The organism is Chryseolinea lacunae (genome assembly GCF_016735595.1).
In the GTDB taxonomy this organism is placed as follows: domain Bacteria; phylum Bacteroidota; class Bacteroidia; order Cytophagales; family Cyclobacteriaceae; genus Chryseolinea; species Chryseolinea lacunae.
Map to the genome: position 1 here is coordinate 344,727 of NZ_JAERRB010000003.1, position 21,529 is coordinate 366,255.

Sequence of the window (21,529 nt, forward strand, 5' to 3'; positions counted from 1 at the left end):
GCTATTGCGCGCGAAGCTTCACGCGGGCGTCGTCGGCTTTCAGTGTCACTTTAGCCGTGCCGTTGGCCAACGCCAGGCGCGTGCTGCCTTCGTCTTCATGCAGGGTTTTGAATTTGCCTTCGGTAATCACGCGACCGTCGTCGTGATCAATGTCAAACTCCCCGCCGCCGCTGGTGATGTTGAGCGAGATCTGTCCATCCTGCGACTTCATCCAGTAGTTGCCGTCGTTGGCCAGCGAGGTTTCAATGATAAGGTCGCCATCGTCGATGTCGGCATGAATAGACGTGAAGTTGGCTTTGTAGATTTCCACATCGGCATCGTCGCCATCCACCTCCAGCTTGCCGCGACCCTGATCCATGCGGATGTCGCCGTCGTCGAGTCTGAATTCAAAACTGTCGCCCTTGCATCCGGCCAGTTCGGCGTCTGCATCGTCCATGTGCAACGCAATGGCACCGTTCACATTTTTGATGTAGTAGTCGCCGTCGTCGCCATCAATTTTCAGGCTCACACCCTCTGGCAGCTCCACGTCGATGCGATATTCTTCGGAGTAGTAGCCGATGGCCGTCACATGCGCGCTTTTCTGTTTTTCCTTAATCGACAAATTGCCGTTCGCTTCGTTCACGTCCACATGAAAACTCTCCTCGCCCCACGAAAATCCTTTCGTCGTAACGGTGCGGTCTATCTTCACGTGTGCGTTGGTTCGTGTCGACCCCGTAATAAAAACCTTGGCGTCGGAAATCTGCATTTCCAGCAATCCGTTTTTTCCAATCGTATATTCTTTGTCGAGGTGAAAGTTGCCATCGCCGGCAAAGAGATTGGAAGCCAGCGTGAGCACAACAAGCGTGAAGATGAGGTTTTTCATGGGCAGGTAGGGATTATAAACATAAGACGCAGAAGACCTGCGAGAGGTTGCACATGAAAAAGACCTGCCAGGCACGAAGCCCAACAGGTCTGATTCTACCTGTAAAGAGATCTTTAGTTCGAAGCGTCTTCGGCGTCTGCCTTCTTGATTTCTTCGTCGATAATTTTTTCAATCACTTCGCGCTGGCGCTCGTCAATGGTCTGGTCGGTTTTGGCTTGTTTCTTCAAAAAGCGGAACATGGCGTTCTTCTTTATTTCGTAGGCCATAAAAACCGTGTATTCGTTTTCCTTCTCGTTAAAAAATTTCTTCTCCCCGATTTTGCGCAGGTCGCTGATGTTAGTGTTCATCACCTGGCGCACCAGGCTTTGAAATTTGTCGGCCACATCGGCAGCCTTTTCGTTTTCGGTTTGCCCTAGATATTGGTCGGCCACTTGTTTGACGGTGGTGTTCACCTGACCGGCCAGCTGGGCCTTGGCTTCCAGGTCGGCCTTGGCGCGGGCAATGTTGTCTTGCGAGCTGGTGCCTTTGCCGGTGCCGCGAAAAAACCGGTTGTTCGATTCATAGGCATTGCCCTGAAATGGCTCCTTCACTTTCTTACCAAATGGACTCGAAGAGCAGGCGGCCAGAAATAAAGCTACGGCCAGTAGCGAACAGACGGATTTCATAGAGGTGTCCCGTTTAAAACCGCAGCAAAAGTACGAAAAATTGTGCCAGAGTAGCTCCGTTCATCCCAGACATTACGGGAAGGTAAACACACCAACACTACGCCCGTAAAATCGCCCTATCCCTTTCACAAATAACCACTTATGCGTTTCGGATGCGATTGGATCACGCCTGCCGGCGCACTATCACCTGCCATCGAAACGCCCATTTCCAGCGGATGGAGTAGTTTTTCAGCCCTGCATCTTCGAGGCACTGCACCAGTTCTCCTTTCGTGAACGCACGCAAAACCGACAACGGCGCATCAAACTGCACCATGGACGAACGCGAAAACCAGCGCGTCAGGAACTTAATAGAGTAATAGGCCAGTGGATGCCGGTGAATGTCGTTGATGATGAAGCCCACCCGCACCTGGCCGTTGAGCTTTCGAAAAAACTCAGTGAGCTGCTGTTGTGTGAAGTGATGATAGAAGAGGGTGCCTATCACAATATCAAAATGTCGTTCGGCAAATGCGGGCGCAAAGATGTTCAGCGCTTCCAGTTTGATCTGTGGCCACTTCGCCAGGTTGTGCTTTGCCGCCCGAATAATGTAGGGATTGGCGTCGATGCCCGTGAGCGATACGGCAAGATTTTTTCTTCTGGCCCACGCATCAATCAGCGCCAGCATGTCGCCCCGGCCACAGCCTAAGTCAGCGATGTGAATCGTTTCGTTGGCCGAAAGATTTTTTGTCAACGCATCAAGGGCCGCAAAGGTCACCGCGTTTCCGCCAAGCCACTTGTTGATGATCTCCAGCTCGTGCAACGTCTTGTCCATCAGTTCGCCGGCATAGTCAAGGTCGTCCATGATCTCAACCTCGGCAGAACGTTTGGAAAAGTCGGGCATCGCTCTAGTGGGTTTCTATTTTCAGGATCATGCTCTCCAAGGTCAAGCCCGGGCCAAACGCGAAGCTCAGAATGTGTTGGCCATGGTGTTCGTGTGTCAGCTTTCCAACAATGTCGTGCAACACAAACAGCACTGTGGGCGACGACATGTTGCCAAATTGATTCAACACCCGGTAGGCCGGCTCGTTGGCGATTTTGTCGAGGCCTAACGCCTGCTCTATGCTCTCCAAGATTTTTTTGCCTCCCGGGTGGATCGCAAAAAATTGAATATCGGCAAGCTGCTTATCAATACGTTCCAATAGCGAGGCCGTGAGCCGGGCAATGCCACTCTTTATTATATCCGGCACATAGGTCGACAGTTTCATTTCAAAACCCAGATCGCCAATGGCCCACGCCATGTCGTTCTCTCCCTCCATGGCCAGTTCGTTACAAAAACTTTCGGGGCGCAAGCTCAACGAGGCCGTGGTCTGCGCTTCCATCAGCAACGCCGCCGAGCCGTCGGCAAAGAGCGCGTTGGCCAGCAGGTTGTCGTCTGTGGCCACTTTTTGAAAATGCAGACTACACAACTCTGTGCACACCACCAGCACCTTGGCATGGGGATCTGATTTGCAAAACGCGTCGGCCACTTTCATGGCGTTGAAGGCCGCATAACATCCCATAAAGTTTATGCCCGTGCGTTGAACTTGTGTGGACAGACCCAGCGCTTTCACCAGGTCCACGTCAAGGCCGGGTGCATACATGCCGGTGCAGCAAACCACAATGAGGTGTGTTATCGATTTCACATCAAACCCCGGACGTTGCTGCAACATGTTGCGAATGGAAGCGGTGCTCAACGTCAACGCATGTTTTCGGAAAGTTTCCAATCGTTTGGCGGTCGACGGAAAGGGTTCGAAGTCTTCGGCATTGCTATAGAACGTGAACCCGTTGTCGCGTCCATAGTCGTCAAGCACCGAGTGGCGATGGGCGATGCCGCTGGCATTGAAGATGGCCCTGAGGCGGCGGCTGTCTTCATACGACAACTGCATGGCACGCACCATGAAGTCGGCGATTTGTGTTTGCGTGAATCGATGAGGAGGATTGGCGGTTCCGATGGCGGTGATGTGGCTCATGCATTTCAATATATTCCAAAAAACTATAATTTAGGTACGGCAGTTCTTAGCTTGAGGAAATTTAATTTTTCAGACATGTTTTCTTCGTCTTCGTGGTTGCACATGCGCATACCCTTTTCATATTTTTTGATGCCCGTGTTTCTCTTCAGCCTCGCCGTGTCTCCTAATAACAGCATGACCGGGCCAGTGTTATGGACCTTCGTGCTGGTGCACCTATTCCTCTATCCGGCAAGCAACGGTTACAACAGCTATTTCGACAAAGATGAAAAAAGCATCGGTGGTCTCAAGAACCCGCCACCGGTAAATAAAGGTCTCTATTATCTCTCGCTTTTGTTCGACACCATTGCGATTGTGTTGGGTGGGCTTATGATTAACATCACGTTTGCCGTTATGTTACTTGTCTACGGACTGGTGTCGAAAGCCTACAGTCACCCGGCGGTTCGGTTAAAGAAATATCCCATCGGTGGCTGGCTTGTGGCGGGTATGTTCCAGGGGTTCTTCACGTTTCTGATGTGCTACGTAGGCATCAACAAGTTTTCCCTCGACACCACCTTTCGCCTCTCGGTGCTCATCCCCGCCGCACTGTCAACACTCATGCTTTGGGGAAACTATCCCATGACCCAGATCTATCAGCACGAAGAAGACAGCAAGCGCGGCGACAAAACACTGAGTCTCCTGTTGGGCATCCGCGGAACATTCTATTTTGTGGGCGCCGTGTTTGGCCTGGTCACACTGGCGTTTGTGCTCTACTTCAACGCCTATTTCGCACCCCACTATGCCTTGACCTTTTTGATCGCACTCGCCCCGGTAGTAGTCTATTTTCTCTATTGGTTTGTCCAGGCCTACCGTGATGAAACCCAGGCCAACTACCAGCACACCATGTGGTTGAATTTCATTTCTGCGACATGTCTCAATGGCTTTTTCCTCTACCTCACCTTGTCCACAATGAACCTACTATAAAAAAGAAAGGCCGGCGATCATTTCTGTCGCCGGCCGCTGTTCTTTTATAAAATTATTGTTCCGTGTTTATGAAGGTGCTACTTCAGGCTCCACACTTGCCACCGGGGCAGATTTAGGAGGAGCGGCTGCCAGTTTTTGTGACACATACTGGTCAAGGAAATACATCATCACAATCGTGATCAGTGTGGCGCCCACCACTACATAGCCCAGCGTTCCGTAGTGGTCCAGCTTTCCGTTGCTGTTCTGCACCACAATGAGTCCGGCGACAAACGTGGCAATGCCACCCGAAATTTGCTGAACCGACGAGTTCACGCTCATGAAGGCTCCACGATCCAAAGGCTCGGGCACGGCCGAAATGAGCGCCGACGACGAGATCATACGCGAAGATACTCCGGTGAACATGAGCACGCTGATGACGATCACCAACCAAAGCGGAGTGATGCCAAGGTTGCAGTAGAAAATCACCACCACCGCCGTCCAGAGCGATCCCAACACAAACACTTTATACTTGCCCATAGAGTCGCTCAGCTTCCCAATGAAAGGACCTGCGGCCATGGAAAATAGTCCCGTGATGATGTAGATCAGCGGCAAATAGTCTTTGCTGATGCCAAGGTTGTTCACGCTAAACGCGCTGCCAAACGGCAGCAGCATGAAACCGCCCGTAGCCAGCAGCGTGGTGGCCGCAAAGGCCTTGGCATATTCCGGACGGGTAACCGTTTGGAAAAGATGCTTGAAGGCGTTTCGCTGCACTTTGTTGTGCAGGTGAGTGTCTACAGGTTTCATATACAACACGATGAGCACGCCCACAATAAGGCTCACTATCACAATAACCACGAAAGGCAAATGCCAGTCCCAGCGATTGGCCAGGTAGAATCCAAGTGGAATGCCCAGCACCTGGCTGCCGGCAAATGCCATCTGCACAAAGCCCATCACACGGCCACGCACTTCCATTCTGAACAAGTCGGTGATAATGGCAAAACTCACGGAGCCAATCACACCACCAAAAATGCCGGTGAAGATGCGTGCCAGCAACAGTGAATAATAGTCTTGCGCCAGCGCACAAAACACAGTGCCTACCACAAAGCCCACATAAAAAAACATGAGCAACTTCTTGCGGTCATATTTGTCGGCAAAGCCAGCCGCGAGCAATCCGGACACGCCGGCGCTAATGGCATAGCCCGACACCACCATGGCGAATTGGGCGGGAGTGATTTTTAATGTCGGCATGAGTATGGCGCCCAGCGGCGACAACACCATGAAATCCAGAATCACAGTGAACTGGAGTGTTGCCAGAATAGCGATAATAAATACTTCGTAGGATGTAAATATTTTTGGTTTTTCAGGGATAGCGGTTTTTGTCATGTTTTTTCTAATCAGTTAATTCTTCACAGTGATACCCGCACTGCCTCACCAGTGAAATGATTTCGATGGAGGCGATGCGGTGCGCTTCCACACGCAACACATTATCCACATCTTCCACATCCACACTCCATTTTTTTATGCGGGATTCTTCACCTAGAACGGGTGAAATTTTCTTTACGTCGTGATCGAGGCTAATGTTGGTTTTGAATACGTGAACGTCGGGGGTAGCTTCTGTCATAGGCGTACCCTTTGCAGGGTGGTTAAATGAGCCAGGTTTATTATTTCCATACGCGCTAGTTCTCGCATGGGTTGCATTTTTTGTAGATAAATGAATGTTCATTCTTTTTGATTAAGAAAAAATTATTTTTTCAGGGCCCGCACCACCACTTCAAACGCTTCGCGCATGCGCTCTTCGGTTAATGAAAACTTCCTGCCGGCAAGTGACTTCTTCGACATGTGAAATTTGATGAGTGTATAGAGCGGTCCATAGGCGATTGCCCAAAACACTTCCAATGGAAACTCGCGCAGCTCGCCGCGTTCAATGGCATTGCAAAAAAACGACTCCATCGCCGCCTTGAACTTCGTGATCTTGATGTCTTTGTGATTCACCAGCGGAGAGCTGCGAAACTGTTCCATAAACAAAATATGGTGCGGGTATTTCACATGATGGTTGAACCGGTTCTTCCACTGCAACCACAAGCCATCTTCAAACGACATCTCAGGATCAAATCCTTTCAAGGTGTTGTCCGTAAACACCTCGTCCACGGTCATGTAGAGCTGGTTCAAAAGATCTTCGCGATTCTTGAAATACAAATAGATGGTGGCCGGCGACACGTTGGCGGCCTTCGCCAGCTTTTGCATGCTCAGGCCGTCGAAACCCACTTTCACAATCATCTCAATTGCTTTTTCGCGGATGGCCTGTTCTTTTAATTCGTCGCGTACTCTCATGAGGCCTCAAAGATAAATGAATGTTCATTCACTTATAAAGGTCCGCACAAAAATTTTTTTCAGGCCTCCGGAAATGGTGAAAAGAAGGCTCTCAAGCCTTCTTTTCCATTAAATCCTTTAGCGTGTTCAAAACCTTGGTCCAGTTTTGCTCGCTGTGTTTTTTCTGTTTTTCGGTCTCCACACCATCTTGTGTCACCGTCAAAAGCGTTGCCGCATCGTCGGGCGTGAGGATGTAGGACACGTTGTGATAGTTTTCGGGCAGGTCGGGTGTGCCATTCATCGAACTCCAATAGGTGTAGCGCAACAGGCGGTTTGGTTCATACACCAGAATGCTGCCCTTGTCTTCATACGACTTTCCTTCCCACTCCCCCTTGAAGATTATGGCGCTACCAACGGTCCAGTCCGATTCTGTTTGCGTTCCAAACAAATACTTCTTGATGATCGACGGGGTGACGAGTGCTTTCCAGACTTCGCTCACAGGAGCATCGATGCGCACGGTGGCGTTGGCAGTCATATTCAGTTTTACCGTTTCCATGATGTGTTGTTTTGGTGAACATTTCATTTAAACACGACAGGCATGTCTACATAGATTAACTCCCGCGGCTGCGAAGAGTTCGCCCATTCACCGACGTTTTCAACAGAAAGGGCCAGTCTCCTGGCCCTCCATATAAATATCATGTCTGAAAAAAATCTACGCGATGGTGGCGCCCACTTTTTCGAGCAACGCTTTTGTGGCGCGAATGCCTTCGTCTTCCGACAGTGTGCTGCCTTCATATTCAATGCCGATGAAGCCCGTGTAGCCGGCAGCTTTCACTATGCCCAACATTTTGGCGTAGTCCGTTTCAACACAATTTCCATTGGCATCGAAGTCGTGCGTTTTAGCGCTCACGCCTTTTGCATACGGCATCATTTCGGTAGTGCCTTTGTAGCGGTCGTATTCTTCCACGCATTTGTCGTTTTCGCGCTTCAGGCAAAAATTGCCAAAGTCGGGAAGCGTGCCACAGTTGTCCATGCCCGTGTCTTTAATGACCGTGCTCAACCAAAGTCCGTCTGACGAATAGCCCCCATGATTTTCAACAATCACGTTGATGCCCGATCCCTTGGCAAACTCCGACAGCGAACGCAGTCCGTCGGTTGTCGACTTACCCACTTCCTCGCGCGTGCCTTCGCCGTGCGCATTCACGCGTATGGAATGGCATCCCAAAAACTTGGCAGCCTCCACCCATTTCTTGTGGTTGTCTACCGCTTCGGCTCGTTTCTTTTTGTTGAGATCGCCCAGACTGCCTTCACCATCGCACATGATCAGCACACTGGTCACGCCGTTGTCGCCACAGCGCTTTTTCAATTCGGCCAGATAGGTCTGGTCTTTGGCTTTGTCTTTGAAGAATTGGTTCACAAACTCAACGCCCGACACGCCATAGTCATTTTTGGCTTTCGCGGGAAAATCAAGATTGTCGAGTTTACCGTCGAACAGCGTTTTGTGAAGCGACCATTGGGCCAGCGATATTTTGAAGAACAACTCTTTGGGTTCTGCGGCAGCTTTGATGGCGGCCGAGTCAACAGCAGCGGTGTCGCCAGCGGCAGGTTTCTTGCCACAGGCGCTAAGAAATGCCGATCCGGTTGCAGCGCCCACGGTGATGAGGCCGAGCGAGCGCAAAAAATTTCTACGATTTGTTTCCTGGTTCATGCGGTTGTGTTTGATGGAGCATTGAATGTAGTCAACGCTCGCCAAAACCACACGCGCATTTTCTGTAGGTGGTGCAAAAGAAGATTTCAGAGGAGAATCGTCATCACAAAGGCATCAGAACGGATCGCCATGTGTGCTGCGCATAATGCCCAGGGCCACCGGCCGAACGTTCACCGCAAGACTCACCGCCACATGCGATGCCCAATAGCTTCCAAAAAGTTTCTGTATCTGCCGACCTCGCCACAAGCGACTTCTGAAATTTTTGTTCCACTCACGTGTGTAGGCTTCTTCCAGTTGTGCGCGGGTGATCTGCCCTTTGGCAAACTGCGTCACCACGTCGCTCAGCAGCTTTGCACCATGAATGGCCATGGCCATGCCATTGCCACACAACGGTGCAATCATTCCTGCGCTGTCGCCCGCCATCAACACATGATCCTCCACACACGACTTGGTGCGAAACGAAACTTCGTTTATCACTTCGGGCTTGTCGAAAAGAAATTCGGCTTCCGCAAACACCTTTTGCAGCAGTGGGTTTTTATACATCACCTGCTCTTCCATGTGGCTGATGTTCCTGAATTTTTTCAGGTGGTCGCGATGGGTCAGATAACACAAGGTTGTTTTTCCGTCTTCAATGTTGCTCATGCCACAGTAGCCGCCTTCAAAGTTATGCAGGGCAATGAGGTCGGCCGGGTGGTTTGTGCGCACATGATATTTCACGCCCACATAGGGCGACCGTTCCGAAATAAATCTGCGCTTCAAAAAATGATCAAGACGCGAACGCTTGCCAAACGCTCCCACCACTATGTCGCCTATGAGCATGCGCTTGTCGGTCTTTACCTGAAAACGGTTATCTCCGAAAAAAACATCCTGAACTTCTTCGCCTTGCAGAACCTCAACGCCGGCAGCCAAGACTTTTTTGAACAGAAAATGATCGAATGTGAAGCGGCTGATGCCAAACCCGCCCAAATCAAGCGCCATGGTGCTGCTGCGGCCGCTTGCCGACGACAGGGTGAAGCGCGTGATGGCTGGCGGCTCAAATTCGGCCGGAAACAAATCGTTGGCTTTCAGAAACGGCACGGCTTCGTTTGAAATATATTCTCCGCATACCCGGTGAAAGGGATATACTTTTTTTTCAATCAAAACACACGACATACCTGCCCGCGCAAGCTGCACAGCGGCCACCAAACCTGCCAATCCCCCTCCGACTACAATGATTTTTTTCAAGACTTCTTATTCCGTAAGTGAGAAAATTATAAAGAAAGAATCACCTGTGCTATTAAAATAACGGGTGGAACAGATCTTGCAGGGAAACCTTTTTCGTTTATATAAACGTTTAATGATCTAGTTTGGCTTATGGAAACAATCTCTACCTCTCTTCAAAAAGGCAAAGCCCTGGAGCCTTTGCATGTTCTGTTAATCGGAAACAATCCCATTGAAATGGGAAAGGTGCTCGACACCCTGCACAAAGTGCGCAGCCAAAAGGTGATTACCGAAATCGCGTTCGACCTGAAAAGCATCCTGGAGCGGCTCATCCGCTTTCGCCCCAACTTCATTCTCATCGACGACAACATCGGCCGTGTGGAGTTGCAGGAAACCGTGAACGAGCTTTCGTCGAACCGGCAAACAAAAGATATTCCCATCACCGTTCTGAAAAATTCGAACTACCACGAAGCCATTGCGTCGTCAAACATCTACGACTATTTGCTCAAGCAAAATCTTTCGGCCGACGACCTCTACAACACCGTGAAAAATTCGCTGCGCTTCCGCAGAACACAGGCGTTCCTGTATCAGGCCTACAAAAAACGGAAGAAACAATTGATGAAATATATGCAGTAGCGGCGTTGGCCCACTGCAATCAAATCTGATCCTGGAGCCGGATCTCTTTTTTCATGCGCTCGCCTTTGCGGGTGATCTCCACTTTTATTCGTTTGCCCGGCTTGCTGTTGAAGAAGCCGTTGATCAGATTCAAATTCAGATCGTGTGTGGGAATGCCATTGATGGTGATGATGATATCGCCCACCACAATGCCGCCCTTCTGCGACGCCGACTGATCGCGTACTTCGGTCACTTCAAAAACATTGAGCTGCGATCCTTTTGCTTTCAGCGTGAGACCGCTCAGGTTGTAGTAGAAGTTCTTGTTGAACGCCGAGTTCCGTTTCAGATACACCCTTTCTTTTGGAAAGTTGAACACCACCGTGAAGCGGCTCAACACCTCGCCGCCAATGGCACCATTACGAAACACATTGCCCACCTTAATGCTGTCGGTGTAGCTGTTGAGGTCGGGAAAATTGCAGATCACATCCTTGAGCTTATACGCACCCATCGACAGCGTTTTGATGCGACCCACTTTGCCAAATATTTCGCCGCCCAAACCACGGCCAATCAAACTGCTCACCGTTTGCTCCGGCACTTGAATGACCGAGTCGGACGAAGGCTCGAGCATCAGGCCATGGCTGGCACCGGAGTCCATCAACAGTTTTGCGTTCAGTGTGCGGCCGTCTTCAAACGTCACGGGTGCAATCATGTAGGGCTTGGTGTCTTCGATCATGATGGGGATGGCCTGAAATTTTCTGCGCTTGTGAAATTTCTCCGGCAGCATCAGCGTCAGAATTTTTTTATCGTAGTCGATTTCAATAATGAAACGGCTAAACAGTTCATAGCCCAAAATGCCATGCACGTCGGTGCCCAGGTAGTTTCTCAACTCCAGATAGTCTTCGGCCAATACCAACATCGCATGGCCGCGCCCATGCACGCCCGGCAGTTCGATAGAAACGTTGTTGGTGACATAGGCATCTACCAGCTTTTCGCCTCCCGGACCGGAGATGCTGTATTTGCGCGAATAGGTAAGGTTGAGAATGTCGCTAAAGGTTTTTTGGGTCAGGATGGTTGTGCGCACGCCGGTGTCGAGGATGAATTTTAGCGGGAGCGCATCGTTTAGCACCACCGGCACCACCACCAGGTTGTTATGAATTTCAATGGGAATACGCACTTTCTTTTTGCCGTCAGCCAAAGAAAACCCCAAATTTTGGCCGGTAACAGAATAGCCAATATTAAACAGCAGAATGAAAACCAGGATACTCCGGATCATAAAGAATCAACACCCATAATGGTCAATATAGGACAATTTTCAGAGAGTGTGATATCACCCCCGTTACGGGAATAATCGCGATAGTATCTTTTCTACATCGTTTTCGACGATAAGAAAATCAAGATTTTCGTGTTTGAGAAAACCCCCGCTAACCATGGAACGCATTTGGGCCACGAGAGGGTCGAAAAAATGCTGAATATTGAGAATCGCGATGGGTTGGTGTATCAATCCCAGTTGTCGCCAGGTGAGAATCTCGGCTAACTCGTCTAACGTGCCCCAGCCGCCGGGTAGGGCAATGAAGGCGTCCGAAAGATCGGCCATGCGCTTTTTCCGTTCGTGCATGGTGCCCACAACTTCCAGCTGGGTGAGGTTGCGATGGCCCACCTCGCGCTGCATCAGAAAATCGGGAATCACGCCAATGGCCTTGCCGCCATTTTCCAACACGGCGTCGGCCACCACGCCCATGAGCCCTATGTTTCCACCGCCATAGACCAGCGTGTGAGACGATTTTGCAAACGCCATTCCCAAGGCACGGGCAGATTGCGCGTGCACCGGGTCGGTGCCCGTGGCAGATCCACAAAAAACACAAATGTTCACGCTGTCAGCAGGCTGGAGAAAAACTGCTTCTAGAATTTATTGTCGTGCTTGTTTTTGCTCACCATTTTATTGGGGAAAATCCAAGGTGCCACAATCGCAAGAACGAAAAGAGCAATCACCACAAAGAAAGGCCACCACGATGCTATATCCTTCATAACTAAAATTTTTTAGGAACGTAAAAATAGGCGCAATGCTTTTAATTTTTAAACAAAGCGTCATAAAATTGTTTAGCTTGATAACCTTGATTTAAAAACCCTATTCTAACCGGGAATCCATGAAAAAATTCTTAGTCATCGCTGGAATCGCTGTGGCCGTTTTGATCGTTCTGGGAGCGGTCACCAACTATTTTATGAAGAAACACACCAAGTCGTTCAGCCCGGAAGAGGAAGTGGTTTTTAAGGAAGGCGAGCTCGACATCAAGGTGTTCTACAACCGTCCCTTCAAGAAAGGACGACAGATTTTTGGGTTCCTGGTGCCCTACGGCCAGGTGTGGCGAACCGGCGCCAACGAAGCTACCACCTTCGAAACCAACAAAGACCTGGAGTTTGAAAATCAAAAATTGAAAAAAGGAAAATACAGCCTCTGGACCATCCCAGGTGAAGAAACGTGGACTGTCATTTTCAACTCTGAATATGGACAATGGGGCATCGGTCCCGATGGCGAAGCAAACCGCGATCCCGCGCGCGACGTGCTCACCCTCACCGTTCACTCTGTGCAGGCACAACGCGACTTCGAGCAATTCACCATCTCGTTCGAAAAAACGGGCGAAGACGCCGAAATGGTGCTGATCTGGGATAAGACCCTCGTGGCCGTTCCTTTCTGGTATTGAATATCTCCCGCTATTGTTTTGGTCGCACGGCCACCTTTATCGTCAGCTTCTTCGGCTCGCCGGGCGTGACGGGTATGGCATTCACAAACGACGTGAGGCTGGCCGGATCCAAACCCTGTAGTTTCAAATAATCTACAATCTGTTTGGCCTGCGCCTGTGTGCGGTCGTTGTGGTAGATTGTTCGGGCCACCAGCGTGTCTTTCTTGTAGGCCTTGCCCAAACTATCGATGTCACTCACCTGCCGCATCACCGAATCGATGGTCACTTCAGTGAGGTCGGGATCTGACTTCAGCGAATCCTGCTGATAACCTTTCAGCATCACCTGAATTTCGAACTTCACCTGTGGATTGGCTTTGGCCATGCGCACAAGTTTTTTCAGTTCGGTTTGTGATGTGGGGTCCAATGTGCTGCTGTTGGGTTTGAAGGCCACAAAGTCAAGCGCAAATTCGTCGCCTGCTACTGGCTGCTTCAGCACCACGTTCACTTTTTCCTTTTGTGGTGTTTTGTCTGACGTGAGGTCAAACACCTTCGTGAAATAACTATTGTTGCTCTGCTCCGGATCGACCGAAAACTGATAGCGTGTTCCTTCGCGCAGATACACCATATACGAACCGTCGGCCGCAGGTCTTGCGCTATACACGCGCTTGTTGCTCACCACGTCCATGATGTCGATGTAGGCAGCGGTAGGCGCATTGGCAGCGTCTGTAATTTTTCCTTCAATTTTCATCATGCCTTTTGGCCGAAGTTCGTTCGGGAAAAGAAACTCCACGATCTCGCTGTTCTTGCGTGGACCGGGGGCTTCTTTCAGCAGGTATCGGCCCAGGGCTGCTACACCCACATACTGGTCGTCTTTGTCGGAGTTCACAAAATCAAGCGGCACGGGGTCGCTCCAGGTTCCATTCACCAACCGGCTTTCATAGAGATCCATGCCGCCTTTTGTAGAGGCCATTTTGTTGGAGGAGAAGATCAGCGTTTCGTCGTCGGCCATGATGCGGGGTGCTTGCGAGTTGCCGGTGTTGATGTTGGCCGGAAGCTCCTTGGGCTCGTCCCACTGGCCATTTGGTTTTTTCTTGGTCACAAACAGTTTGCAGCCGTCGGCCTTGTTCTGATCCATCTTGTCGCACCGCATAAAATACAGCGTGTTGCCATCGGCTGAGATCGACGGACAACCTTCGTTCGTTTTTGTGTTCACGGGCAGCATCAGGTTCAGAGGCTCGGTCCAGCTGGTGCCCTTCAGTTCGCTAAACACAATGTCGTAGCCGCCCACGATCGGCGATTTTGTAGAGGTATAGAATATTTTTTTTCCGTCGGCACTCAAACCAAAACCGCGCAGGAAAGTGAGGCGGTGAAACACGTTTTTCGGAACGGCCACCGGCTCGGTCCAGTCATTTTCGCGCGATGTATAGAACAGGGCCAGGGCACCATCTTCGCCGTTGTCGGAGATAAACAGCAAGGCATTGCCATCGTGGCTGATGTAGGGGCTGTAGAGGTTCAGCGAAGGATGGTTGATGATTCCGGGGAGGCGTCGGGTCTTGGCTTGTGCCAGGGCAGCGGAAGCCGGAAGGACCAGGAGCAATACAAAACAGGCTAGTGTTCTCATAGAATTAAAAAATGCTGTTTTTAAAAGTAGCGAATTCTTTACCAAGCCCACGCACCCGTCCGGTGGACGCGAAATATTTTCAGATTTTCAGCGGGCTGAAAAGGTTTTTCGGCTTAGGGGCGTAACTTGGCAGTTGCTAACAACAGTCTTAATTTTCGTGCCATGATTCAGGTTATTCCTTCAATCGCCATCCGCCAGGGCAAGGTTGTGAAGATGCGCAAAGGCGATCCAACAAGTGAAAAAGCGTACAACGAAAATCCGCTCGATCTCGCCAAGCGCTTCGAAGATCATGGCATTGAAGTGGTGCACCTGGTTGACCTTGACGGTGCCGAGAAAGGCAGCCCTGTGAACTGGCACGTGCTGGAAGCCATCTCCGGCTATACCGACCTGAAAATCGATTTCACCGGTGGCATCTCTACCGATGGTGACATCAGCAAGGCCTATGAATTTGGCGCCGACTACATCACGGCCGCCAGCATCGCCGTGACCGACCCCGAACTTTTTGCATCGTGGATCATTTCCTATGGCCGCGAAAAAATGACACTCGGTGCCGACGTAGTAGATCGCACCACCAAGCAACTGCTGTTTCGCGGCTGGCAAAACCGCTCCCAACTGACGCTCTTCGAACACCTCGAATATTTTTATTCACGCGGCCTCAAGTATGTGAAGTCTACCGACGTGTCGCGCGATGGCGTGCTGGAAGGACCTGCGTTCGAATTTTATGAAGAGATCGTTTCAAAATTTCCCGAAATGTGCGTGCTGGCCAGCGGCGGCGTGCGCGGCGTAGACGACATCAAACGTCTCAACGACATGGGCATCTTCGCCGTGATTTTTGGAAAGGCCTACTACGAAGGCATCCTGAACCTGAAAGACCTGGAGCAATTCCTGGTGAAGAAAGAGCTTTAGAAATCACTTCGTCTTTCGCGTTCGTCCCTCTTAAAAAATATACTTCACGCCCAGCGTAAAATTCCGACCCAGATCGTCGGCATAATATTTCATTCGGTTGGTGAATTCGCGGTAGCGCGTATTCAACACGTTGTCTACACCGGCGCTGATGTCGATGCGCGATGCGCCGATGTTGTGCGAAATGCCCATCGAATAGTTCAGCAGAAAATAGTCAGGCGGTGCCTCCATGAAGTCGAAGCTGGGAATGGGCTCACCCGCATCCTGCAACGCCGTGAGTTGTTCCATGGAAAGATAGGCAGGCGTGCGATTCTGGCGCGCCACGTATTTCAAACGCAGGTCGGCATAAAAATTCTTCCACGCCCTGTGCTGCTTTTGCTCATAGCGCAGACCCAACTCATAGCGGTTTGACGGAACAAACACCAGATAGTCGTGATGCGTTTCGTCGGTGGCGCGAAGCAACGACGCCTTGGCTGTTACTTTCAGGGGCGACACCAGCCAATAGAACGCCGAAACGTCGAGTCCCAAAAATGAAGCATCGGTTTGGCGGTAGTTGAAATAGGGCGTTGGGCCTGTGAAAGTTTGTGTGATGCCCGACGGCTTCAAATAGATATAGTTGAAGATGTAGTTATAGTAGCCCGAAACCTCCACAGAAAATTTGTCGCGGTTATATTCCAAAGATCCTACCCACTTCAGCGCATTTTCGTTTCGGTAGTCCGACTTGTTGATGTCGAGCACACCCTCGCTCCCGTCCAGCAAAAGCCCATACTCCACGGCCCCTGCACTCTGGTGGCGACCGAAACTATACAGCTCCGCCACGTGAGGCGGTCTCCACGCACTGCCCAACGATGTGGACAGGCTCGCATATTTTCCCAGTCCGCGACTGGCGCCCAGCGTTCCCGTCATGCTGTGAAAGTCGAGTTGGCTGCGGTAGGGCGCATTCTTATAGTCATAGCCCGAAACATTGTAATGCTTGAAGTCATAACGCCAACCGGCATCAACTATCCACGCGCCCATCCGAATTTTCTCGATAAAAAACACGCCGCCGGAAGCGCTGGTAAAGTTCGGGATGAAGGGGATGCGCTGTGTTCCAAAAATGTTGTTGTTGTCTTGCAGCATGCCATTGAGGCCCACGCTGCGGTCGGCCACGGTGCCGTTATGCGCCCATTCGATGTCGAGCGTGTGGGTGAACAACTTCAGATCGATGGATGGGATGTCGTATAGATTTCCGCGACGCACATCAAACTCTTTGCGCTTGTTGGTCTGGAAGCCATATTGAAAACGATACACGTTCTTGCCGGCGGCCCACTCGCCGTTCAGTTTCAACAGGTCGTGGCTCACCTCCTGCCGTGGGTTGTCTATGGTGTATGAAAAATCTTTTGTGCCTTGTGGCGGCTCAAGCTGCAGGGCGTTCTCGAGGTCTTCCACACTCGACGTCACCGATCCTCGCAAAATTCCGAGGTTGCTTTTGAAGTGGCTGTAGAATGCTTCGATGCTTCCGTTTTTTTTGCGATAGCCTGCCGCGGTCGAGAAGTTCAGTTCATTGAAACCTGTGTTTGTCAAATTATAGTCCGGCGCACGGTAGTCGCCACCTTTTTTGCCAGTGCCCTGAACTCGCCACCCCAGCCCTTGTATTTTTTTTGACCCGCCCTGCAACATGCCCGACACAATTCCGGAGCGGCCGTTAGAATTTGCGCGTAAATTCAATTCACCACCCAACGTGGCATCTACCGGCAGCGCAGGAGGATTCACGAGGATGACGCCGCCTAACGCATCTGTGCCGTATTTGATTGCACCCGCGTCTTTGATCACCACAATGTTTGACGCGATGAAAGGATCAATTTCCGGCGCATGCTCGGCGCCCCACTGCTGGCCTTCGTGGCGGATGCCGTTGTTGAGAATGAGGATGCGCTGACTGTGCACGCCGTGAATGACCGGCTTGAAAATAGAAGGGCCGGTCTGGATCGAGCCAACGCCCGGAATTTCGCGCAGCACTTCGCCAAACGATCTTCCCTTTGCCTCTTCCAGGGTTTTGCCCGACAGCACGCTGACCGACTGTGTTTCGTTGTCGGTCTTGAACTTGTCTTCCACCACCACTTCCTGCAACACTTCGTCCTGCTCGGCCATCACCACGTTGAGCGTTTTCGACTTCGTGAGCTGCACGGTTTCGACCTGGTCTTTATAGCCCAGATATTTTATGGAAAGGGTGTATTTGCCCGGGCACAAGGCGGTGATGCTAAACTTGCCGTCAACATCGGCCACGGTGCCTCGCTGCAGTTCTTCCACAAAAACGGTGGCGCCCGGCAGGGTTTCATTCTCTTTCGAAAACAGTGTTCCTGAGATGGTTAGCTGGCAATTGGTTTGGGCCAGAAGGCTCAACGGCAGCACAAAAAGAAAAATGAAAAATTTCAAAGGATGGACTTATTTGCAACAAAGTTGCAAATAAACGGGTGGAAAGCAAAAAGCTTTAGTCTACAATATCCTGCAATTTGTATTTCTCAAACAGGTAATAGAGGAAGTTGAAGCCGAGAATTGAATCGTCGCCATGCGAGGGTTTGGCGGTGTTCTTGGCGTTTTCGGTGGTGGTTTTGTTGGTGCGGTGAACGGATGCTCTGGCGATGGAATCTTTGGCAGCCTGGGTTTGCAATTTGTGGATGGCCTGAGGCTCGAGTTCGCTGGAGGATGTGGACGACGAAGTGGAGTAAATTACTTTCTCTCTTTCTTTTTCCGCCTCATTGTCATACGTGGCGGCGTCGAGCGCTGGAAAGGTGTTGTCCTGGGCATATGCCGATCCTGGACTTAGTAAGGATACTAAGCATAGGTTTCCGACCGCCAGTATGTAATGAAGTTTTATCTTCATGATTTGCAAAACTAATGCACGAACACCAGAATTTTATTTTTTGTTTCAGAAAATTACAAAATTAAACGGGCATTCCCATTTTCTTTGACCCCACAACGGATGGAAATCGGGGTGATGTGACCAATTTTTGTGTATTTGTACAATTTTAACCCTCAAACGGATGCTTTCACCTGTCATACAGTGGGACGATTTTATGAAGGTCGACCTTCGCGCGGGCACCATCGTGAACGCCGAACCCTTCCCCGAAGCCAAAAAGCCCGCCATCAAATTGTGGGTGGACCTCGGTCCGGAGCTTGGCATCAAAAAATCGAGTGCCCAGATCACACAACATTACGTTCCTGAAGCACTTGTTGGCCGCCAAGTGATTTGTGTGGTTAATTTTGCACCGCGCCAAATTGCCAATTTCATTTCGGAAGTGTTGGTTACGGGGTTTCCCGACGAGAACCATCATGTGGTGTTGAGCAGTGTAGACAAAACGGTGCCGAACGGCGCGCGGCTTTTTTAGAACATGATCCTTTTTTCACAACTCGAAGAAATTACCGGGGGAAAAAATATTCTTTTCACCTCAAACAACCCCGTGGCTACCCTCAGCATCGACAGTCGCAAGGCGTCGGCCACGCCCGGAACATTGTTCTTTGCCATTCACGGCGAGCGTCACAACGGCCACGACTACCTGCCCGCTTTATATGCGGCGGGCATCCGTCAGTTTGTGGTGGAAGCAGCAGTGTTGCCGGAGCAATTTCCGGAAGCCAACATTCTTCGGGTCCATTCAAGTGTAGAGGCATTGCAAAAACTGGCCACATTTCACCGCGGCCGGTTCTCCTATCCCGTGGTTGGCATCACGGGCAGCAATGGCAAAACCATCATCAAGGAATGGTTGTATCAGATGTTGTCGAAAGAAAAAATTGTGGTGAAAAATCCAGGCAGCTACAACTCGCAGATTGGTGTGCCGCTGTCGGTGTGGCAAATGGATGCCCACCACCAGCTGGCCATTTTCGAAGCGGGCATCTCGCGCCCCGGCGAAATGGAAAAGATCGCGCAGGTGATGCGGCCGTCGTTGGGAATTTTCACCACCATCGGTTCAGCACACGACGAAGGTTTTAGAAACCAGGAGGAGAAAATACGCGAAAAGCTTTTGTTGTTCGCAGGCACCGACACGGTGGTCTATTGTCGCGACCAGGCTGTTGTGCACCACGCCATTTCGCAAACGTCTATCCCAACGTTTTCGTGGGGTGCAGGTGCGGAGGCCGACGTACAGGTGTCGCGCACGCACAACGCCTGCACCGTACGCTACGGCTCACTGACCTCCACACTCTACCTGCCCTTTTCGGACGCGGCCTCGGTTGAAAACTGCCTCCACTGTGTGGCCTTGCTCCTGAAGCTTGGCTACGACTTTGGTTTCATTCAGGACAGTGTGCAGGCGTTGCGCGGTGTGCCCATGCGCATGGAGCTGAAGGAAGGCATTCATCAAAGCCAGATTGTTGACGATACCTACAACAACGACCTCGGTGGCTTGGAAATCGCGTTGCAGTTTCTCACGCACCAGCATCAAAAGAAAAAAAAGCGGGTCATTCTCTCCGACATCCTCGAATCGGGGCTTGACGAGGGGGAGCTTGTTCAGAAAATAGCAACACTGGTCTCGAAAAGTGGTGTATCGTCGTTTGTGGGTGTTGGCCCGGTGTTGAGTCGCCATCAGCATCTCTTTCCCGCGGAAGCGGCATTTTTTTCATCGACTGAAAATTTCCTGGAACAGTTCGACTTCGACCGGCTGCAACAGGAAGTGATTCTGGTGAAAGGCGCGCGTGTGTTTGCTTTCGAAAAAATTGCCCGCCGCCTGCAACGCCAGGTACACGGCACGGTGATGGAAGTAGACCTGAATGCGCTGGTGCATAACCTCAATTTTTTTAAATCGACGCTAAGGCCTTCCACCAAAATTATGGTGATGGTGAAGGCGTTTGCCTATGGCAGCGGCAGCACCGAAATCGCCAACCTGTTGCAATACCATCGCGCCGACTACCTGGGCGTGGCCTATGCCGACGAGGGTGTAGCCCTGCGGAAAAACAATATCGACCTGCCCATCATGGTGATGAATCCTTCGGAAGAAAGTTTCGATTCCATTTTTGACCACCGGCTGGAACCGGAGATCTACAGCTTCAAAATTTTTCACGCGCTGCTGCACTACCTGAAAGGAAAACCGGCGCGAATTCACCTGAAGCTCGACACGGGCATGCACAGGCTTGGTTTTGAAGAGAGCCATTTGCCGGAAGTGATCGCCCTGCTGAAAGCCAACACGCACATTCAGGTAGCGTCCATCTTCAGCCACCTGGCCGGAGCCGACGAAGCCGCGCACGACGATTTTTCAAGAACCCAGGGAGAAACCTTTCGCCGCTGGGCCGACCTCATTTCGACCGCGTTGGGCTATCGGCCGCTTTACCATGTGCTGAACTCACCCGGCATTTTGCGCCTTCGCGAACTTCAGTTCGACATGGTGCGCCTGGGCATTGGATTGTATGGCGTTGATCCTACTTCGGAAACACATCCGCTAAAACCCGTGGCCACATTGAAGACCATCATCTCTCAAATCAAAAAAATTAACAAAGGTGAAAGCATAGGCTATGGACGGCGTGGTGTGGCGGAGCGCGACATCACCATCGGCACCATTGCCATTGGCTATGCCGACGGATTTAGCCGTGCCTTCAGTCGTGGGGCCGGCAGCGTGCTGGTGCAGGGTGTTCGCGCAAGCGTGATCGGCAATGTGTGCATGGACATGACCATGATCGACATCACGGGTATTGAAGCACAGGAAGGCGACGAGGTAATTATTTTCGGAAAAGGTCTGCCTATCCAGGAAGTGGCGGCATCCATTCAAACCATTCCCTACGAAATTCTGACCAACACCAGCGAACGGGTGAAGCGGGTGTTTGTGGCCGACGGCATCTGAGGCTATCCGCAGCCTAAATTCTTTTTCAGATCGCGTTTTGGAAGGCCGCCAAAATCGAAAGGATCTTCTTCCTTTTCCGGCGTTTCGGCTGGGGGCGCGGGTTGGGGGTTTACCTGCGGATTTTTGGGATCGGTGTCTGCGGGAGCTTTATCGGTTTGAGGTCTTTCGTTTGCCATTGGCTTCATTGCGCTTGCCGCGTTTCTTTTTACAAAGTTAAAACAGTCATTCACCCTTCGTTTGTT

22 protein-coding genes are annotated in these 21,529 nt (G+C 50.9%); 6 read left to right on the forward strand and 16 right to left on the reverse strand.

Going from position 1 to position 21,529, the window contains the following annotated elements:
* Position 1: 1 nt before the first annotated feature.
* From JI741_RS10645 to JI741_RS10660, 4 genes are all read right to left on the reverse strand, one after another.
* The gene (locus tag JI741_RS10645; protein WP_202009048.1) at positions 2 to 862 is read right to left on the reverse strand and encodes a DUF4097 family beta strand repeat-containing protein; all 861 of its coding nucleotides are present in this window, start codon (positions 860 to 862) and stop codon (positions 2 to 4) included.
* Positions 863 to 975: 113 nt separating this feature from the next.
* On the reverse strand, positions 976 to 1,527 hold the full coding sequence (locus tag JI741_RS10650; protein ID WP_202009049.1) for a hypothetical protein: 552 nt from the start codon (positions 1,525 to 1,527) through the stop codon (positions 976 to 978).
* Between the two features lie 163 nt (positions 1,528 to 1,690).
* The gene (locus tag JI741_RS10655; RefSeq protein ID WP_202009050.1) at positions 1,691 to 2,404 is read right to left on the reverse strand and encodes a methyltransferase domain-containing protein; all 714 of its coding nucleotides are present in this window, start codon (positions 2,402 to 2,404) and stop codon (positions 1,691 to 1,693) included.
* Positions 2,405 to 2,408: 4 nt separating this feature from the next.
* Positions 2,409 to 3,512: a type III polyketide synthase gene (locus JI741_RS10660; RefSeq protein WP_202009051.1), complete on the reverse strand. Its 1,104-nt coding sequence runs from the start codon at positions 3,510 to 3,512 to the stop codon at positions 2,409 to 2,411.
* Between the two features lie 102 nt (positions 3,513 to 3,614).
* Between JI741_RS10660 and JI741_RS10665 the strand changes: the two genes are divergently transcribed.
* On the forward strand, positions 3,615 to 4,472 hold the full coding sequence (locus JI741_RS10665) for a UbiA family prenyltransferase (RefSeq protein WP_236675993.1): 858 nt from the start codon (positions 3,615 to 3,617) through the stop codon (positions 4,470 to 4,472).
* A 66-nt stretch (positions 4,473 to 4,538) separates the two neighbouring features.
* Here the strand turns inward: JI741_RS10665 and JI741_RS10670 are convergent, their stop codons facing one another.
* From JI741_RS10670 to JI741_RS10695, 6 genes are all read right to left on the reverse strand, one after another.
* A complete protein-coding gene (locus tag JI741_RS10670) occupies positions 4,539 to 5,834 on the reverse strand; it encodes an MFS transporter (protein WP_202009054.1) in 1,296 nt (431 codons plus the stop codon).
* A gap of 7 nt (positions 5,835 to 5,841) precedes the next feature.
* The gene (locus tag JI741_RS10675) at positions 5,842 to 6,174 is read right to left on the reverse strand and encodes a hypothetical protein (RefSeq protein ID WP_202009056.1); all 333 of its coding nucleotides are present in this window, start codon (positions 6,172 to 6,174) and stop codon (positions 5,842 to 5,844) included.
* 20 nt (positions 6,175 to 6,194) lie between these two features.
* Positions 6,195 to 6,782: a TetR/AcrR family transcriptional regulator gene (locus JI741_RS10680; protein ID WP_202009058.1), complete on the reverse strand. Its 588-nt coding sequence runs from the start codon at positions 6,780 to 6,782 to the stop codon at positions 6,195 to 6,197.
* Between the two features lie 91 nt (positions 6,783 to 6,873).
* A complete protein-coding gene (locus JI741_RS10685; RefSeq protein ID WP_236675994.1) occupies positions 6,874 to 7,317 on the reverse strand; it encodes an SRPBCC family protein in 444 nt (147 codons plus the stop codon).
* A gap of 156 nt (positions 7,318 to 7,473) precedes the next feature.
* Positions 7,474 to 8,469 (reverse strand): sugar phosphate isomerase/epimerase family protein, encoded by a 996-nt coding sequence (locus tag JI741_RS10690; protein WP_202009060.1) that lies wholly within the window; start codon positions 8,467 to 8,469, stop codon positions 7,474 to 7,476.
* Positions 8,470 to 8,583: 114 nt separating this feature from the next.
* Positions 8,584 to 9,693: an NAD(P)/FAD-dependent oxidoreductase gene (locus tag JI741_RS10695; protein ID WP_202009062.1), complete on the reverse strand. Its 1,110-nt coding sequence runs from the start codon at positions 9,691 to 9,693 to the stop codon at positions 8,584 to 8,586.
* Positions 9,694 to 9,822: 129 nt separating this feature from the next.
* Here JI741_RS10695 and JI741_RS10700 point away from each other — a divergent pair, with 129 nt between their 5' ends.
* Positions 9,823 to 10,305, forward strand: a complete 483-nt coding sequence (locus JI741_RS10700; protein ID WP_202009063.1) for a hypothetical protein — start codon at positions 9,823 to 9,825, stop codon at positions 10,303 to 10,305.
* A gap of 19 nt (positions 10,306 to 10,324) precedes the next feature.
* Here the strand turns inward: JI741_RS10700 and JI741_RS10705 are convergent, their stop codons facing one another.
* Both JI741_RS10705 and JI741_RS10710 read right to left on the reverse strand, forming a co-directional pair.
* Positions 10,325 to 11,479 carry an aspartyl protease family protein gene (locus tag JI741_RS10705; protein ID WP_202009064.1) on the reverse strand — a complete coding sequence of 385 codons (1,155 nt, stop codon included), beginning with the start codon at positions 11,477 to 11,479 and terminating at the stop codon, positions 10,325 to 10,327.
* Between the two features lie 141 nt (positions 11,480 to 11,620).
* Positions 11,621 to 12,154, reverse strand: a complete 534-nt coding sequence (locus JI741_RS10710; protein WP_202009065.1) for an LOG family protein — start codon at positions 12,152 to 12,154, stop codon at positions 11,621 to 11,623.
* A 274-nt stretch (positions 12,155 to 12,428) separates the two neighbouring features.
* Between JI741_RS10710 and JI741_RS10715 the strand changes: the two genes are divergently transcribed.
* Complete coding sequence (locus JI741_RS10715; protein ID WP_202009066.1) at positions 12,429 to 12,983, forward strand: DUF2911 domain-containing protein; 555 nt, start codon at positions 12,429 to 12,431, stop codon at positions 12,981 to 12,983.
* A 10-nt stretch (positions 12,984 to 12,993) separates the two neighbouring features.
* Here the strand turns inward: JI741_RS10715 and JI741_RS10720 are convergent, their stop codons facing one another.
* Positions 12,994 to 14,583, reverse strand: a complete 1,590-nt coding sequence (locus JI741_RS10720; RefSeq protein ID WP_202009067.1) for a PD40 domain-containing protein — start codon at positions 14,581 to 14,583, stop codon at positions 12,994 to 12,996.
* 162 nt (positions 14,584 to 14,745) lie between these two features.
* Here JI741_RS10720 and JI741_RS10725 point away from each other — a divergent pair, with 162 nt between their 5' ends.
* Entirely contained in the window at positions 14,746 to 15,489 is a 744-nt protein-coding gene (locus JI741_RS10725; RefSeq protein ID WP_202009068.1) for a 1-(5-phosphoribosyl)-5-[(5-phosphoribosylamino)methylideneamino]imidazole-4-carboxamide isomerase, read from the forward strand.
* A gap of 30 nt (positions 15,490 to 15,519) precedes the next feature.
* Here the strand turns inward: JI741_RS10725 and JI741_RS10730 are convergent, their stop codons facing one another.
* Together JI741_RS10730 and JI741_RS10735 are read right to left on the reverse strand one after the other, a co-directional pair.
* Positions 15,520 to 17,898: a TonB-dependent receptor gene (locus JI741_RS10730; RefSeq protein WP_202009069.1), complete on the reverse strand. Its 2,379-nt coding sequence runs from the start codon at positions 17,896 to 17,898 to the stop codon at positions 15,520 to 15,522.
* Positions 17,899 to 17,953: 55 nt separating this feature from the next.
* A complete protein-coding gene (locus JI741_RS10735; RefSeq protein ID WP_202009071.1) occupies positions 17,954 to 18,346 on the reverse strand; it encodes a hypothetical protein in 393 nt (130 codons plus the stop codon).
* A gap of 160 nt (positions 18,347 to 18,506) precedes the next feature.
* Between JI741_RS10735 and JI741_RS10740 the strand changes: the two genes are divergently transcribed.
* A complete protein-coding gene (locus tag JI741_RS10740) occupies positions 18,507 to 18,851 on the forward strand; it encodes a tRNA-binding protein (protein WP_202009073.1) in 345 nt (114 codons plus the stop codon).
* 3 nt (positions 18,852 to 18,854) lie between these two features.
* On the forward strand, positions 18,855 to 21,287 hold the full coding sequence (locus JI741_RS10745; RefSeq protein ID WP_202009074.1) for a bifunctional UDP-N-acetylmuramoyl-tripeptide:D-alanyl-D-alanine ligase/alanine racemase: 2,433 nt from the start codon (positions 18,855 to 18,857) through the stop codon (positions 21,285 to 21,287).
* 2 nt (positions 21,288 to 21,289) lie between these two features.
* Here the strand turns inward: JI741_RS10745 and JI741_RS10750 are convergent, their stop codons facing one another.
* Positions 21,290 to 21,472 (reverse strand): hypothetical protein, encoded by a 183-nt coding sequence (locus JI741_RS10750; protein WP_202009075.1) that lies wholly within the window; start codon positions 21,470 to 21,472, stop codon positions 21,290 to 21,292.
* Between the last annotated feature and the right edge of the window lie 57 nt (positions 21,473 to 21,529).